The organism is Bacillus sp. CPT56D-587-MTF, assembly GCF_058792335.1.
The window spans coordinates 4082058-4097596 of sequence record NZ_JBYTEF010000001.1 but is presented as its reverse complement, the minus strand read 5'-3'; the positions used below and the strand labels follow the sequence as shown (position 1 = coordinate 4097596).

Annotated in this window: 24 protein-coding genes and 2 pseudogenes; 20 read left to right on the top strand and 6 right to left on the bottom strand. The window is 33.0% G+C overall.

The genetic code is table 11. From position 1 onward, the window contains the following. Positions 1-56: 56 nt before the first annotated feature. Positions 57-743 carry a helix-turn-helix domain-containing protein gene (locus AC3WVZ_RS21130; RefSeq protein ID WP_000806799.1) on the bottom strand — a complete coding sequence of 229 codons (687 nt, stop codon included), beginning with the start codon at positions 741-743 and terminating at the stop codon, positions 57-59. 170 nt (positions 744-913) lie between these two features. On the opposite strand from AC3WVZ_RS21130, the gene AC3WVZ_RS21125 reads away from it, so the two are divergent. From AC3WVZ_RS21125 to AC3WVZ_RS21055, 15 genes are all read left to right on the top strand, one after another. Further along, positions 914-1168: a helix-turn-helix transcriptional regulator gene (locus tag AC3WVZ_RS21125; RefSeq protein WP_098424648.1), complete on the top strand. Its 255-nt coding sequence runs from the start codon at positions 914-916 to the stop codon at positions 1166-1168. Further along, positions 1146-1280 (top strand): hypothetical protein, encoded by a 135-nt coding sequence (locus AC3WVZ_RS21120; protein WP_256703125.1) that lies wholly within the window; start codon positions 1146-1148, stop codon positions 1278-1280. The genes AC3WVZ_RS21125 and AC3WVZ_RS21120 overlap by 23 nt, the downstream gene beginning before the upstream one ends. A gap of 2 nt (positions 1281-1282) precedes the next feature. Continuing rightward, on the top strand, positions 1283-1441 hold the full coding sequence (locus AC3WVZ_RS21115; RefSeq protein ID WP_000788391.1) for a DUF6906 family protein: 159 nt from the start codon (positions 1283-1285) through the stop codon (positions 1439-1441). Positions 1442-1457: 16 nt separating this feature from the next. Next, positions 1458-2213 (top strand): Rha family transcriptional regulator, encoded by a 756-nt coding sequence (locus AC3WVZ_RS21110; RefSeq protein WP_233935356.1) that lies wholly within the window; start codon positions 1458-1460, stop codon positions 2211-2213. An 11-nt stretch (positions 2214-2224) separates the two neighbouring features. Further along, positions 2225-2413 (top strand): hypothetical protein, encoded by a 189-nt coding sequence (locus AC3WVZ_RS21105; protein WP_001187283.1) that lies wholly within the window; start codon positions 2225-2227, stop codon positions 2411-2413. A gap of 26 nt (positions 2414-2439) precedes the next feature. Beyond that, positions 2440-2865 carry a replication terminator protein gene (locus tag AC3WVZ_RS21100; protein WP_233935355.1) on the top strand — a complete coding sequence of 142 codons (426 nt, stop codon included), beginning with the start codon at positions 2440-2442 and terminating at the stop codon, positions 2863-2865. Between the two features lie 18 nt (positions 2866-2883). Continuing rightward, complete coding sequence (locus AC3WVZ_RS21095) at positions 2884-3597, top strand: hypothetical protein (RefSeq protein ID WP_233935353.1); 714 nt, start codon at positions 2884-2886, stop codon at positions 3595-3597. Between the two features lie 147 nt (positions 3598-3744). Next, the gene (locus AC3WVZ_RS21090; RefSeq protein ID WP_000536404.1) at positions 3745-4083 is read left to right on the top strand and encodes a hypothetical protein; all 339 of its coding nucleotides are present in this window, start codon (positions 3745-3747) and stop codon (positions 4081-4083) included. Between the two features lie 94 nt (positions 4084-4177). Then, the gene (locus tag AC3WVZ_RS21085; protein WP_233935352.1) at positions 4178-5098 is read left to right on the top strand and encodes a DnaD domain protein; all 921 of its coding nucleotides are present in this window, start codon (positions 4178-4180) and stop codon (positions 5096-5098) included. A gap of 11 nt (positions 5099-5109) precedes the next feature. Continuing rightward, a complete protein-coding gene (locus tag AC3WVZ_RS21080) occupies positions 5110-5589 on the top strand; it encodes a hypothetical protein (RefSeq protein WP_233935350.1) in 480 nt (159 codons plus the stop codon). Continuing rightward, on the top strand, positions 5582-5812 hold the full coding sequence (locus tag AC3WVZ_RS21075) for a hypothetical protein (RefSeq protein ID WP_162279778.1): 231 nt from the start codon (positions 5582-5584) through the stop codon (positions 5810-5812). Before AC3WVZ_RS21080 ends, AC3WVZ_RS21075 begins: the two co-directional genes overlap by 8 nt. A 23-nt stretch (positions 5813-5835) precedes the next feature. Beyond that, the gene (locus AC3WVZ_RS21070) at positions 5836-6390 is read left to right on the top strand and encodes a hypothetical protein (protein WP_233935349.1); all 555 of its coding nucleotides are present in this window, start codon (positions 5836-5838) and stop codon (positions 6388-6390) included. Between the two features lie 38 nt (positions 6391-6428). Further along, positions 6429-6863 carry a hypothetical protein gene (locus AC3WVZ_RS21065; RefSeq protein ID WP_233935347.1) on the top strand — a complete coding sequence of 145 codons (435 nt, stop codon included), beginning with the start codon at positions 6429-6431 and terminating at the stop codon, positions 6861-6863. A gap of 124 nt (positions 6864-6987) precedes the next feature. Next, positions 6988-7524: a dUTP diphosphatase gene (locus tag AC3WVZ_RS21060; RefSeq protein WP_233935346.1), complete on the top strand. Its 537-nt coding sequence runs from the start codon at positions 6988-6990 to the stop codon at positions 7522-7524. 37 nt (positions 7525-7561) lie between these two features. Then, positions 7562-7822 (top strand): hypothetical protein, encoded by a 261-nt coding sequence (locus tag AC3WVZ_RS21055; RefSeq protein WP_233935344.1) that lies wholly within the window; start codon positions 7562-7564, stop codon positions 7820-7822. 187 nt (positions 7823-8009) lie between these two features. On the opposite strand, the gene AC3WVZ_RS21050 is transcribed toward AC3WVZ_RS21055, so the two are convergent. Both AC3WVZ_RS21050 and AC3WVZ_RS21045 read right to left on the bottom strand, forming a co-directional pair. Beyond that, positions 8010-8474 carry a hypothetical protein gene (locus AC3WVZ_RS21050; RefSeq protein WP_001010967.1) on the bottom strand — a complete coding sequence of 155 codons (465 nt, stop codon included), beginning with the start codon at positions 8472-8474 and terminating at the stop codon, positions 8010-8012. 193 nt (positions 8475-8667) lie between these two features. Next, a pseudogene (locus tag AC3WVZ_RS21045) lies at positions 8668-8949 on the bottom strand (glycosyltransferase family 2 protein); the annotation flags it as partial. A gap of 951 nt (positions 8950-9900) precedes the next feature. Between AC3WVZ_RS21045 and AC3WVZ_RS21040 the strand changes: the two are divergent. Both AC3WVZ_RS21040 and AC3WVZ_RS21035 read left to right on the top strand, forming a co-directional pair. Next, positions 9901-11013, top strand: a complete 1113-nt coding sequence (locus tag AC3WVZ_RS21040) for a response regulator aspartate phosphatase (RefSeq protein ID WP_233935343.1) — start codon at positions 9901-9903, stop codon at positions 11011-11013. After that, entirely contained in the window at positions 11010-11141 is a 132-nt protein-coding gene (locus AC3WVZ_RS21035) for a hypothetical protein (protein ID WP_000724416.1), read from the top strand. The genes AC3WVZ_RS21040 and AC3WVZ_RS21035 overlap by 4 nt, the downstream gene beginning before the upstream one ends. A 158-nt stretch (positions 11142-11299) precedes the next feature. Here AC3WVZ_RS21035 and AC3WVZ_RS21030 read toward each other — a convergent pair whose 3' ends face one another. Together AC3WVZ_RS21030 and AC3WVZ_RS21025 are read right to left on the bottom strand one after the other, a co-directional pair. Continuing rightward, positions 11300-11758 carry an SMI1/KNR4 family protein gene (locus AC3WVZ_RS21030; protein WP_001060041.1) on the bottom strand — a complete coding sequence of 153 codons (459 nt, stop codon included), beginning with the start codon at positions 11756-11758 and terminating at the stop codon, positions 11300-11302. Positions 11759-11770: 12 nt separating this feature from the next. Next, the gene (locus tag AC3WVZ_RS21025; RefSeq protein ID WP_233935342.1) at positions 11771-13354 is read right to left on the bottom strand and encodes an HNH endonuclease; all 1584 of its coding nucleotides are present in this window, start codon (positions 13352-13354) and stop codon (positions 11771-11773) included. Between the two features lie 140 nt (positions 13355-13494). Between AC3WVZ_RS21025 and AC3WVZ_RS21020 the strand changes: the two genes are divergently transcribed. Continuing rightward, complete coding sequence (locus AC3WVZ_RS21020) at positions 13495-13713, top strand: hypothetical protein (protein ID WP_001108466.1); 219 nt, start codon at positions 13495-13497, stop codon at positions 13711-13713. Between the two features lie 23 nt (positions 13714-13736). Then, positions 13737-14030 (top strand): YolD-like family protein, encoded by a 294-nt coding sequence (locus AC3WVZ_RS21015; protein WP_000100793.1) that lies wholly within the window; start codon positions 13737-13739, stop codon positions 14028-14030. Positions 14031-14046: 16 nt separating this feature from the next. On the opposite strand, the gene AC3WVZ_RS21010 is transcribed toward AC3WVZ_RS21015, so the two are convergent. Beyond that, positions 14047-14880, bottom strand: coding sequence for a helix-turn-helix domain-containing protein (locus tag AC3WVZ_RS21010; protein WP_233935341.1), 834 nt, complete (start codon positions 14878-14880; stop codon positions 14047-14049). Between the two features lie 206 nt (positions 14881-15086). Here AC3WVZ_RS21010 and radC point away from each other — a divergent pair. Then, positions 15087-15392: pseudogene (gene radC / locus AC3WVZ_RS21005) on the top strand (RadC family protein); the annotation flags it as partial. Positions 15393-15539 lie beyond the last annotated feature (147 nt).

Genomic DNA, 15539 nt, shown 5'->3' with positions numbered 1-15539 from the left:
AGCTGTACGGGCTGTCCATTAAATTCCTAGCGCTAAGGATTTAATTACTTTTTGTATTAGTCTAATGAAACGAAGTACATTACTACTTTACCGTGTATTTTTATATTCGTGGCATCTTCGTAAGATACTGTGTAATCAAAGAAACAATTATCATAAGAATCTGGTCGGAATATTAAACGTTTATTATCCTTGTCATTAAAGAAACGCTTTACACAATAATCACAACCGTTACTAAAAACAACCATGTCATTATCATAAAGTTCTTCTAATGTCACTTCTTTTACGGCAATTAAAGAAGAATGAGGTATGACTTTATTCATTGAATCACCATTAACACGAGTCATAAAAATATCTTCTCTACCTGCCCATTTCCCCATTAATGAATCAGGAATACGTATAGTTTCCAAATCCATTTCTGTCATTCCGTCAACTTGTATAGGTAAACCAGCTGAAATTGAAGTTGGGAAATAAGTGTAATCAGATTCATTTACTAAAGAAATAATTTGATTATTAGTCTTATACACCTCATTTGTAGACGGAAACAGATCATTAATTGATATATCTAATGCTTGTGCAATTGCGAATAGCACATCTTGTTCGGGTTCATTTGTGCCATTTTCATAAGATGAAATTGTATTATGTTTTTTTCCTATTTGTAAACCTAATTCTTTTTGTGTCATTTTCTTTAGTTTCCTAAAGTTTTTAATTTGTTGACCAACATATTTAGAAACATCTTGTTTCATGAAGTTACACCTCTTTTCTTATTTCATTATATCATATTTCATGAAGTTTTAAACTAGAAATTTCATATAACAAGAAAATAAATAATAAATTTCATAAAATATGAAAATAATTGTTGAATTATGTCATAACTTCATGTAATATGAAGTTGTCGAAAGTGAGGTGGATTATTTTGCAAGACAAACTAGTATCATTGCGTATGTATAATAGGTTAACACAACAAGATATGGCTAATTTAATAGGAACTGATAAAAGAACATATGTTAATAAAGAGCATGGAGTTACTCAATTTAAAGCCAATGAAATGTTCTTGATCGCTCAAAAGTTAGGCAAAGGTATTGAAGAAATTTTTTTACCGACAAACTTCATGAAACATGAAGTTTCGGAGACGGATGGTGCTATTAATGGAACGAACTGTATTGGATAATCCACCAAGTGAAGAAACAAAGTTAAGAATGGTGGAATTTTTCATGAAAACATCTATCCCTCGTATTTTAGAAGAAGAACGTAAAGAAAAACTAGATAAGGAAGGTGACTAATCATGAAAAACGGTAAAAATCCGACAAAAAAGGAAAAAATGCATATCGAATCATACAATTTAAATCCTGAACATTGGTTAATCTTTAAAAAAGTAAGTAACGAATTACATTTATTACATCGTTATACAAATACAACTAAAGTAATTCCAAAAGTATATTAATTAGGAGGAACGTAGCATGGCTAAATTAACAGCAGCAAACGAACATGCATTAGTATTTGAAAACAACGGAAAAGTAGTAACAGATAGTTTAATGATTGCTGAAATGTTTGAAAAGACACATGACAATGTATTGAAAGATATTAGAAAACAAATTGAATATGCGGGCCCTGAATTTTCACTCGTAAATTTTCACGAGTCAAATTATGAAAATGAGCGTGGGCGAAAATACCTTAAGTACAAGTTAACAGAAGAAGCTTTCACGCTGGTTGCAATGAGTTACAACACAAAAGAAGCTGTTCAAATGAAAATTAAGTTTATTGAAGAGTTTAAACGAATGAAACAACACATACAAAATCAGCAACAACTTCCTAAAGATCCGATGAGTATTCTGAAACTCACATTTAATGTTTTAGAAGGTCAAAAACAAGAAATTCAAGATATTAAATCAGATGTGAAGGATTTAAGAGAAAACGCTCCTTTATATGCTATCGAATGTGATGAAGTATCAAAGGTTGTAAGAAAGTTAGGTGTTCTTCTATTAGGTGGTAAGGAATCTAATGCTTATAGGGATGTTAGCCTTAGAAAAAAAGTGTATAGCGATATTTATAGTCAATTACATAGAGAGTTTGGAATTAGTAGTTATAAAGCTATTAAACGTCATCATTTAGATAGAGCGATTCAAATCATTAATGAAGAATATTCACTTCCAATTATTTTAGAAGAAGAAATTACAGCTACAAATGCACAAATAAATATGGCGGAAGTTCAGTAGGAGGAGCAATCATGCAACAACAAATTTTAGTAATTGTTACGAGTTTATCCAGTACACCAAATGTTTTTGGATACAAAACAAAGGATGCCGCAAAAGAAGGAGTTCAAAAGTTGATTAAAAAAGGAACGAGTCCTAATTCAATTATTGTAGCTCAAGAACTACCTATGAACATCGATATTCAAGTGGATGTTGAATTTTAATAAGAAAGGTTTAGGTGAGCAAAGTAATGGAAGTCATGATTGATTTAAATACATTTGCTGATGGAGCACTTGCTGAAAGATTTCATCAAGAGTTTGAGCGTGTAATGGAAAATATGGCGGATTTAAATACTGATCCGAAAAAAGCAAGAAAGATTGTTTTAACACTTTCGTTTGCTGGTGATAAAAAACGCGATGTATGGAATTGTCAGGTTCAAGCCACTTCGAAACTAGCACCAACAGAAGCGGTAGAGTCTAAGATTCTATTAGATATGGATCAAAACGGAAACCTAGTTGGTCAAGAGCTAGCTTCTGGAATCCAAGGACAGTTTTATATGGATCTACAGGGTGATGTGAAAACAGATGTTGGACAACCTGTAGAAGAAGTAGAACAAAATCAGGCTGCTGATAAGCAAACAGTAGTAATCGATTATTTGAAAACTAAATCTAATTAAGTAAAGGGGAAATAAAAAATGACTATGACAAGAGAAGCAATTGAAAAGGTATTAGAGATTGGAACAATTGAAACACACAAAATCGGTGAACAGACATATTCAACACAACGATTACATCTTGTGCAAGAACCAACACCAGCGGAAATTATTGTTCGTAGTTTATCTGGTTTAGTAGGTTATGTGAAATCAGAGTTTGACACAACTGAACCTGTAATGATTCATATTGTAAACCCAACAACGGTGAGTTGCTTTACTGCTGTTAATGGGGATAAGGCTAGAAGTACTTATATCCAAGCACAAGCATCTATTCCACGTTTTAATTTTGGAAGCTTTTATGACAGAGAAGAATTTAATATTGCATTGCAATCAGGTTTTGTACAAAACAATCATCGAGACATTGTTTTACAGGTAGTAGGTACTGTCGTAGAAAATGATGTAAAGGAAATTGGAGATGATGGTGTATCACAAGCTGTAACGGTGAAAACAGGAGTTGCTAGTAGAGGGAATGCGAAAGTACCTAATCCAGTGCAATTAAGCCCATATCGAACGTTTGTTGAAGTAGAACAACCAGAAAGTAAGTTTGTGTTTAGAATGCGTGAAGGTGCTCGTTGTGGTTTGTTTGAAGCAGACGGTGGGGCTTGGAAATTAGAAGCAATGAATAACATTAAAGAGTACCTAAATAAAGCATTATCGCAAGAAGTGGAATCTAAAAAGGTGTTTATCTTAGCCTAATGGACATTATAACGGTAGAAAGTACAACGAATGTCTGTATCTTTGGATTAGGGATTGCGATACTTGCGTATGGAGTTTATAAAGGCGGTACTTTCATTGAACGAAAGTTTGATGAAAGTGATCGTTTAGAAAGGGAGCGTTTAAACAATGGGAACCGAAAACAGAGTTCTTCCAGAACATTTGATGATGGCATCAGAATTAGAAAAAGAGCGTAAGGAATGTATACAGAACAGACAACTTTTATATAAACAAATGGAGCAAGCCAATAGAAACGGCGACAAAATTGCTTATGTTGAACTTCATGATTTATATCAAAAGCAAAATAGCAGAGATTTAGAAATTTCAAAGGAGTTATCAGCTATGTACTTCAAAAAAATAAAAAATGATTCTTCTAAAGAAAGAAAAAAGGTTTTAGAAGTAGCAGATCGTTTGGAAGAAGTGGGAGGAAGAAAAGAAGTTGTCGATAGTATTCGACGTAATTCATAAAAAAGAACCCGCTGCAACGGGTCCTATTAGAAAAAATATTACTTTATAAGTATAGCATTAAATATAGTTCTTGAGAATTTATGAGGTGGCTTTTATGGGAATTATCCGAGTGAAAAAAGACAGCAATTATTCTGTCATAAATAATACCGGTTTAAAGGATGAAAGGTTGTCTTGGAAGGCAAAAGGGATTTTAGCTTATGCACTTACATTACCTGATAATTGGACTTTTCATATAAGTGAGTTATCTCAACACGCTAAGGACGGGGAAGACTCGTTACGTTCAGGGTTTAAAGAGTTAAAAGCGCTAGGATATATAAAGCGTTATCCTGTTCGTGATGAAAAGAGCAAGAAGATAACAAATTGGGAAACTGAAATTTATGAAACACCAGATACGGGGAAGCCACATGAGGAAGAGCCACTTATGGAAATTCCACATGTGGAAAAACCACTTGTGGGAAACCTACATGTGGAAAATCCGACACTACTAAATACTAATATACTAAGTACTAATAAATTAAATACTAATATACAAAATACTAATTATTATCATGATGATAATAAAGAATCGAAATCACATGTATTAGTCGATGAAGAATTTAATGTCAGTTATAACTTTTTAAAAGGTGAAGGAATTCCGTTAAGTGAAATTGCTATTACGGAATTAGGAGAGTTTTGTGATTCGTTTGGTAGCGAGTTAATTAAACATGCTGCTCACAAAGCCATTGATGAAAATAAACCAAAATGGAATTATATTAAGGCTATTTTGAAAAGCTGGGAAAAGCAAAAAGTAAAAACATTAGATGATGTTGCTGCATTAGATAGACGCTTTGAAATGAGTAAGAACAAGCGATTGAATGGTTCGGGACCAGGTCGTTCAAATAGAAAAGAAATTGTTCCAGAATGGTTACGTGAAGATGTTGAGCCAACTAAAAAAGAAATCGAAAAGCAAAACTCGCAATCTATTGATGAAGAGCGTGAGAAATTGCAAGAAGTGCTAAACAAATATAAATCATAGGAGCGATTCACATGCTAAATCCATTTGAAGATGTAATTGGAGAAGAGTGTTACGGATGCGAAAATCCTTTTCCTGAGTCTGATATGAGTAAAATATATATTTCTGGTTTGGAGAGGACTTTATGTAAGCAGTGTAGAGAGCAGCTTGAACAGAAAGTAAAAGTGTTAGATTTTCGTGTCATTCATGATGTTCTAAAGGAATTAATAAAAGGATTCGGTCGCGAAAAAGTACGTTATTTTGATTTAGTAAATGCAAAAAGGTACGTGATTGACAAAGAAGTAGCTCTAACGATTGAAAAACGAGGTGGCAAGTTCAATCAAGAACCATTAGGTGAATTTGTTTACTTATCTACCGAAGAGTTAATCGTAGTCATCGAATTTTTAATGAGAAAAATGAATCCTAATCTATGGATGAATGCTGTGATAGGAAACGTGTTAGAGCAACAAATGATTATTACACTTTCACCGATAGAAGGTGAGTTAAATGACTGAACAAATCACAATAGATCATGATTTTATTTATGAGCCACTTATAGATACATACATGGTGGATATTGTTACAGAATCAGGATTCAAATTAGAATTTTGTGAAGCTGAAACGAAGGAAGAAGCGGCATTAAAAATCCGTGGAAAATATCGTAAAAACTATAGTTTTAAGATTCGTAGTATTGAAGTTTCTAATAGATCGTTAAAAGAAATTCAGGAACTGAACTAACAATTGAATAGGAGAAGATATTTATGTGGAATCCATATGATTATTATATAACTCCAGAAGAATATGCCATCGCAGAAAAGAATGGAATAAGACGAAAATCATTAGATTATAGAGTGCGAAGAGGATGTTGGGATAAAGAAAAAGCAATCACAATACCTACTCAAAAAGAGCCATCAGAATGGACGAAAATTAAAAATATTAGTTTAAAGAATGGAATCAGTAGGCAAACATTTTCCGCTAGGAGAAAAAGAGGATGGAGTTTAGTTGATGCTATAACAATCCCACCACTTACTCAGGATGAAATAATAGCAAGAGCGAAAGAGAAGAATCCTCAAAAGGCGCCTACTTTTACTGAAGAACAGGTGAAACGTGCTGAGGAGAATGGAATAAGTTATAAAACTTTATATGATCGTGTGAAGAGATATAAATGGGATTTAGAAGAGGCAATTTCAACACCAATTTTGTCAGCATCTGAGCGTGGAAGAAAGGGAAAAGAAAGATCTTATTGGTCCAAGATAGTTATTCCATCGAGAGAAGAACGAATGAAGCACAGGAAGTTAACTTATATAGCAAATTAGTTTGAATTCATAAATCTTTAATTAAGGAGAGATAGGAAATGAATTTACAAATTGATGAAAAGAAAGTAACTGCTGGTCAATGGGTTGTATGCGAATTGAAGGATAACAAACTTATTACACAAGTGAAACGAGTGATTAAAGATACATTTAACAACAAAGTAGAGTTATGGGGAACATGGGGATGTGAAGGAGCGATACATGGTGATTGGGACTACAATCATGCAAATAAATGTAGATATGCAACAGTAGAAGAGATCAACAAAGAAAGTTTAAGACGTGTATTTTCTCAAAAGGGACGTAAGCCGAATGAGTATCGTTCTGGTGATGTTGTAACTGATGATGTGTATGTATCTCGTGTTTTACACGTAATAGCCGATAGAGCGACTGTACAAATTATGAACTCGCATCAAATATATGAGGTTGTGATAGAGAATTTAGAAATTCTATTCTTTGCTGAAGATATGGCTGGTTAAATCATGGGATTTGTGGTTTCAATATTCTGTATATTGATAGTTATGATCGCTTTTAGATTGGTAGATAAGTTTAACAAAAGAAAACGTTCAGATAAATAAATTTCAAGAGTAGGAGAGAAATCACATGAAAAATCGATTTATAGATTTAACGGAACTATTCCAAATGCAAAGGGTTTTAGATAAGGATATCATAGCGAATCATAAAGAAAATTATGATCGCTATGACATGCTGTATAACAAGGTTTATGCACTGAAAAATGAAGTGAATGAAGCCTGGAATGCAACAAATTCTTTTAAAATGTGGTCCGCAAAATTTGAACAACCTAAAGATACATTTTTAGAAGAAATGGTTGATATTTTGCATTTTTGGTTGTCGGTTGCTATGGACTTTAAAATCAAAAATCTACTTCGAACAATTTATATTACAGAAACTAAAATAAACGGTTTTAATAAAGCGTTCTTCCATATGGATAAGAATGCAAATCATCTTATTGGAAAAGCCGAATACAAAGACTCTATTGGCGCAAAAAGACCATTAATAATGATGATGGATTTATTCTATAAAATTATTGAATTTGCAGGTTTTACATGGGATGACGTTGTGAGAATGTATAAAGAAAAAAATCAGGAAAACTTTAATCGTCTTGTTAGCGGATATTAAGACCAAATTTGAATTTTGTAGAAAAGTAGGTGAAAAAATGAAGACCATACCTTACGAACTGAAACAAAAATTAAGACAGTTTGATAAGTATAATAGCAAGGCGAAAGATTTACATCCTGAAATAATAACGATGATAGATGAATACGAAGTTCCTTATGACAATCTTGTAGCCAATGGAGATGGAACAGAACCACAAACAGAAGCTTTAGCTTATATAAATAATGCTGAAGGCAACATTGAAGAGAACATTAAGGAGATGGAAGAAGTGTTCTTATATTTTGTCAATAAAAACAAATAAATTTTAACCAAAGCGTTAATTTATTATAAAAAATGGGTGACTCAGCAATTGTGTCAGCCGAGTCACCCAATACTATTGATCTAGATAATAATCTTTTTCTATATATAGTTATAGTGAGTTCTAAGAGGTTAACTCCAAACCGCAGTTAAAGGACAAAGAAATTTATTTTAGAAAGTATTAGATTTAACTATGTTAATGCTACAACAGCAAGAGTCAAGCCCAACGTATTTAATGTATTAGAATATGGTCCTACATTAACAGTAAGAGTACTTGTTATACCTGAAGGTGTAGTGAAAATAGCGGGTGCTGATACAGAAGTGAATCCTGCAGTATATCCCAGAGAAGTACCAGATCCAATGATTGGATTATTATTCAGATACATAGTGATACCTGCCGAATTACCTCCTGGTTGAATGATAACTTGCACTTCATAGATTGCTAAATAGGTTCTTCCACCTTCAAGTAAAACAGTTGTTGGTGGTGTAAACGAGATTGCCGTACCATTAGAATTTACCACGGTATCTAGTGGAATCGCGGAATTTACAGAAACTATTGATGGGGTAGTTTGAACAACATTTAAACTGTTAGCCGTGGGGGATGGACAAGTGCAAGGTTTGTGAATGTTAGAGTTGTTATCATTTTGGAAATTCACAAATAATCAAGCTCCTTTGCGTAAAAAAATTTTTTATCCTATATAAAATGTAGCTTTTTTGTATCTAAGTTATTTTTAATAAATTTTTAAAGATAAATCGAATATTGTTGGTCAGTCGACTCATAAAAGTATTCGATACTCTGGGATTTCAAAGTGCGTCTGATAAATATATATGAATGTTTTTTTTAGGACATTACTGTAAGTTAGGAAAACATAAATCTGGAAATAAAACTTGATATTCCGGGTTTAACCGAAGATCAGTAGTTGAGGTTGTAAAGTGTATATAATTTTTTTCTAATTTATCTAGTGTTGCCAGATGATGAGTACCTAAGCCATGCTGGATGCTATGTTTAGAAAGAGTAGGCCCAATTTGTAATTTTCGGTTTTTCATAGCAGTATTCCAGGGACTGTAAAAGAATTTTAAAATGAAAGCAGGATACATGTAAACGATAAATGGATGAGGTGACCAATGTCGAGGAACGCTCCTTTTTTAACATTATAAAGATATATCTCTCATTTGGTTTGTCAATAGTATCATATGTAACGACAGGAATAAATATGAACAATAAAAATCAGAGTACTCTTGTGGAGTGCTCTGATTACATAGGATGCTTACTATATAAAAAAGGAACGTGTTAATTGCAGTGTATGTAGCAACATGATGTAATATGAAAACAGCGTAGTATATAATTTGTAAAATAAAAAAGTACTCCAGGGTGATGGTCTGGAGTACTTTCCTGTGGAGAAGAAATTTTGTATAACACTAAAAGAGTAATTTAATGTATGTAGAAATTATCTCATATATGTTTAAAATATAAAAAGGCACCTTCCCTAGTTGAAGGTGCCTCATGTGGTGATTCTCTAGATGTATAAATAGTATACCCAGTATTAGTGAAGGATAGAACTTATTATTAACTGATAAATGTACATGTTAAATGTTTTTTTACAAAAGAATAGTTTTATCAAAAAATAAATATCAGTTAATTTTTTAATGCTAGTACTCATATATTGACTGTTGTATCGGTAACTGGTAATCTAAAAATACACCATTTCTTATTTTATATTTATGGTAAGTATCCGTAAATTAACCTGAAAAATCCCCTTTTGCAATTATATGCAGAAGGGGATTTTTATTTTTATGAAATTTTAAATTTACTTTTAGATAATGCCTTTAATATCGGATTTATAACTCTACTTATTAAACGGAAGCCCCTAAATATAGACTGAATAACCTTCAATGATTGTCCCCCCCTTAAATTAGTTAGATTATACCCGTTTAAACATATTTCTGTAAATAATACCTATCCACCCGAATGTATGTAATATTCTGTTAATTGTTCAGAAAATAGAAACGGAAATATGTTAATCCTTTTTTTGTAATTTTCTGTTATCATTAAATGAAGATATATAAAGGAGGAGGGATTTTATGTTTACTTCTACTAGGAGCGAGAAGATTACACAACTATTAAATGAGTGGTATGCAGAAATCAGATCAAGAAACATTGATAATGCACACCGTATGAAAGAACAGATTGATAGCATGATTCAACAGTTAAAAAATGAAGAAAAAGAATCATTACAAGATCAAAAATTACTACTTTACTATTCCCTATTAGATTTTAGGTACAATTATTTGATAGATAATTTAGGTGTATCTAAAGATAGTTTTGATACAATTGAATCATTTGATATGCCTACTGATAACTTCCTAACATATTATTATCATTTCTTTAAAGCAATTCATGCTGATGCAATCGGAAATCATATTTTGGCAAAAGATCATTATTATAAAGCAGAATCTTTACTTCAATATATCCCTGACGAACTAGAAAAAGCTGAATTCTACTATAAATTAGGGTATTCCTACTATGACAACCAACAAGCTCTTCAAGCTATCAAAGAAGTAACGAAAGCAAAAGATATGTTTTTAAAACATGAAGGTTATGAAGCGAACGTGGCATTTTGCGATAATATGCTAGGGTTATCTTGTATAAATCTAAAAGAATGGTCGCTAGCTGAAGAGCACTTTGCAGCTGCAATGGATCGCTTCCAAAAAATCGGGGAAGAGAAATTTATTATTATGGCTCGACATAACTTAGGGTGGATGTATTCTAATCAAAATCTATCTACGTTAGCTCTTCGTTATCTTTCGGAAGTTGTTGAAAAATCGCCAAATCATTATAAGGCTATATATGTCAAAGCAAAAGAACATTACAAATTAAAAGAATACGAAAGCGCTACTGAGCTTATTGAAAAAGGGTATGCAATTTGTAATGATTTACAAATTGAGGGATACCAACATCATTTCGCAATTTTAAAAGCGTTGAATGACAATGCTTCTGCCGAAGAATTAGAAGAGGTTGTTCTTAAAGGGATTTCTTATTTTGAAAGAGAAGAATTATATGAGTACCTTCAGGAATATGAGGAAAAGCTAGCAATCAAGTTTTATGAAGAAAAGCAACATACTAAAGCAAGTCAATATTTTTATGCAAGCTCACAATCAAGACAAAAATCTTTTGATAAGGGGGCGTTAAAATGAAGAAAATAACGATTAGGGTACTAGGAATTATGGCAGCGTTTACGCTAGTAATTGGTATATACAGTCCTACCGAGAAAGATCACAGTCATGTTCATACATTAATGGAACATGGCGATGGTGGTGGTTGATTTTATATTTCTCAATAAACACCACAACTAAATATGATAAAATAGCAATGGATCAGATTTTCCTGATACATTTTTCAAGTCAGATGATGTTATTAAAATTAAAGTGGTTTCAAGTCGAAGAAGGGCACTCATTAAGAGTGCCTTTTCTTTTTAGTAATTTATTCATCTTCTTCGTCTTCAAAAGCACGTAAGCTATTAAGCAATTCTGTAAAAGAGGAACAAACAGGGTAAATTGCTTCTTCCATCTCTTCTTCCTCGTGGTCCCAAAATACAACGGTTGGAGCTTCGGGATTATTTCGGTAATCAAAGCATAGAAGGTTACCAAACGGGTCTCTAGCAAAAGGGTATACTTTATCAACTAATCTATCTTTTATACCTTCATAGTTTTGGACAATCGAATATTTATCTTCTATATGAAGAGTTAAGAGGTCACTGAATACATTTTCATCTTGTCCTGGTACATCAAATACTTTTGGGTTAGGGTATCCCCCGTCATATTTCTTCACGCACGCAACAAAATCGTTAGGTAATTTAATATTAAAATATTGTTCTACCTTTTGGATTTCTTCGTCTGTAACTGGTGTTTTACTCATAAAGGACCATGTAATATTGTTCATTTTTGCCACTCCTTATTTATCGCTATCTTTTCCCCAAATTCTATACCCACCTGTATGGCCAGTATCGTGATGTATCTGATAATCTACAAGTTGCATTCTACCAGTATCTTGATGGTGATGCCACGTGTAATGCTTTGGTGTTTCACCTTGTTTAAACATTTGAATTTCTTCTTTCGTAAATTTTGAAGCTAAATCAGGGTCTTTTATTATTTGTTCGTATAATGCTTTACTACATTTTCTAAAATGTGTTGTTCTAGATTTTTTGAAGTCTGCCTCTTTTAGGATTACCTCACCCTTAGATTTAAAAATAGGGAACCCATCTGCATCATATGGAATACCTGTAACAGGATGTTTGTCTCCTGCCAACTCACCTTTTCTTAATCTTATTGTCTTAGGACCATTTGGACCTTCATAAGTATATGGAGCTGCTTTCTGCAAATACTGTTGGATACTTCCAACTCCTGCATATGAGAAAGAAATTCCAGGTATGAATTCATAGTTATTTAATATATGCAATGCATTTCTGTATGCAGAGGAGTTTGTTAGAAGAGATTTTCCTTTTGTAAGACTTGTAACAGCTGCTACTTTTCCTACTTGTCCAAATTTATCCAGACCCTTGCTGCCAATAAAACCTGTGAGTAGCGAGGTGACTGCATAAGCTGCATAATGTTCTCTACTTTCCATATCCCCATTCCAAAATTCATTCATGAATGAATCTGATAAAGCATTCCATGCAGCAGGAAGTGTTTCTTCATAGTTTACAATCGCATCCCGCATATTCAACCAAGTCTCTTTATCTCCCAAAGCAACAAATCCGTCCCATGCGTCTACAACGCCATCTACTACCCCAGTGGAAATACCAGTCCAGGCATCGTTCAAATCCTTTTTATTTCTATCCCAAAAGGATTGTTCTGATTGTGGTGGGATTTTGCCACACATTGCACCTTCTTCAATTGAATTATCAGCCTGACGCTTCCTATCTTCTGTAATCGATTGAATTGAATTCGCCCACTCCATATTTAATCCTTGTGTACTAAATGTGCCACTTGCTGGACTGAAACCTTTCCCACTTTGGACTTCAGCAAGACCCGTCGCAATGCTAGCGGCTAATTGAATTGCTGTATTATAGTTATCGCTAGATGTTTGATTAAATTCATATAGGTGTTCTAATTTTTCTTGCAGTTTACGCCTCATGACAGCAAAAAGATTTACCATAGCGTCCATGCCCGAGATTGGCATAGCTTGATTGAGTGCTTCCGTACTTGCTATCATTCGATCAATTTCTCGAATTTGTTCTAATATTTCTTGTTCAATAACATCTGTTGAAGCTACCTGTGATTGAAATTGACTTGGAAAGGCATCGTTCTGACGGATTAATTCTTCACATAAGTAAATGATTCCTTGTGCTAAAGGGCGAAAAGTTTCTGCAAAAAACGCTTTTGCACTATCGTAAGTTTGCCCTTGTAGAACGGTATCACTTGTAAAAGCATCAATCGATTGAATAACTTGTTCCATACCTTGAATGGTAGCGGTACATACAGCATTCATACTTTGTGTTTGGTTATGTACTTCCCCTAAATACATGTTTAAACTCAAAAATCTCCCCCCTTTTTTAATAAGTAAATCATACCAATTTTACGTAATAACTGTAAATGTTGGTTTCTGATTCATTGACAAAACAGAACTATTGTTCTAATATTTATTTACGAACAAATGTTCTTTTGGGAGGTCATCTTATGAATTATTTACTTACATGCTCGTTTAATCAAAAAATACCAATTGAATTAATTTATTTAAACGGTTCAGGAGATTTCTCTCAAAGAACTGTTATTGTTAGAAAGATATATGAAAATCGTATATTGGTTTATTGCATGAAAAAACAACAAGTTAGAACGTTGAAATTAGCCAATATACTATCAGTTGATAAAGTAAGAAATAACTATCAATACGCTTAAAACGTTTAATGAGGTGATATTACATGTCAACAGCAATTCCGAAACCACCAAAGAAGAAGAGTACTTCAAAAAAGGAACCTAGACCATACATGGATGAATTCGAGCAACAAGAAGCTGCTGAACTAATACAATTGGCAGTACAGGATGATATAGAATTAGTGTTTACAGTGTATCGAAAATATAAAGAACCAGATATCATTCAAGGGAAAATTGTTAAACTTGAACAACAAATGGGTAGAATTGTAGTGAGTAATGGCCCGAATATAATACATAAAATTCAATTCATGGATATTTTGAAAATTGAAACGCCTAGTTAATTTAGCTAGGTGTTTTTTATATGGCCATAAATTCTTTATCAAAGTAGAACTTGTCCATTAAGTTGTTTACAATTCCGTTGAAATAAGCGAATTTACCCTTGTTCATTTTTGTTCCCGCTTTAATTTTCATAACAAATTCTTTGATAGCTTGTAAGCCAATAGTAAGTTCCTGGTCTTTAGTAAATGCTTTATCACCTGTTGTATGGTTAACGATTTTATTACACTGTCTTACGACCTTCCACAGTTCTTGAATTGTTTTAGATTCACTGTAAAAAGAGCCAACTAAAGAAATAAAACGCTCTGGTACCCAATGAGCAACAAAGTCAGTTTGTTCCATATTCTCTTCTGGAGTATTGCTATTCTCATTACTATTACGTTTGTTTATATCTTCTATATTTTGTTTTAAGGAAACAGGTTTTGTTTTAATGGTAGGACACTTTGTAGGACTTTCACCTTGTGTCTTGTTGGACACTTCTTCCGCAATAGGTTGAATAATAATAGCGTTAGAAGTTTGAAGCATATCTTTTTTACGTTTCATTGCCACCTGTTTAATCATCTCTAGATCCACAAGCTTCTTCATTAAACGTTGTACAGTTTTATATGAAACTTCCATCATGTGAGCAATTGAATTTTTACATAGGAAACTAACACCTACATATTTGCAGCTGTAGCGCTTTAAAATTTCAAGTAATGCAATTAGTTTAGATTTTACGTCTGTACGCTTAATAGACATACGGATAATGTCTCTATATGTACGTATAGTTTTGTTCAATTCTTCTAATTCTATAAATGGTGATAAGTTACGGAATGATTCTTCACTTGCTATAACATCTATGCATTTCTTTTCCATATTATAAGTCTCCTTCTAGGAAACAAAAAAGCAACGTCACCAATAATTTGGTAAACGTTGCTTAATAGACCCTGCATGATGTACAATAACTTATGAGAGTATAGCAAGTGTTTACCTGGTCAGCTCAGGTGAACGGTATAAGAGTGTTGGTAGCACTACTTATACACGCTGTGCTCTTTTGTTTTGTAATTTTTCGTATTTACGTGAACTTTATATGTTTATATTTAAATACAAAAAATCAAGTTATACATAGGCAAACGATCTTTATTGGAAGTTTAAACACGTCAATTGTACACCCGAGGGAAGTTTTTAAAGAAGCCTTCCGTCGTGCAGCAGCCTCTATCATATGTCTTCATAACCATCCCTCAGGAGATCCCACGCCGAGCCGTGAAGATATTGCAGTAACAAAACGCTTAGTAGAATGCGGCCAGATTATCGGAATTGAAGTGCTTGATCATATTATAATAGGTGACCATAAATTCGTGAGTTTAAAGGAAAAAGGTCATATTTAAGACTATGCTTTTTACTTATTTTGTTTTATAATGTGATTTATGAGTTTTTTGTAGAAATTTATCTACAAAAAGGATAAAGATATAAAAAACGTACTGTTTTTATAATATAAAGTAAGAAAAAATGAGTCCGTGAAAACAAGAAAGGAA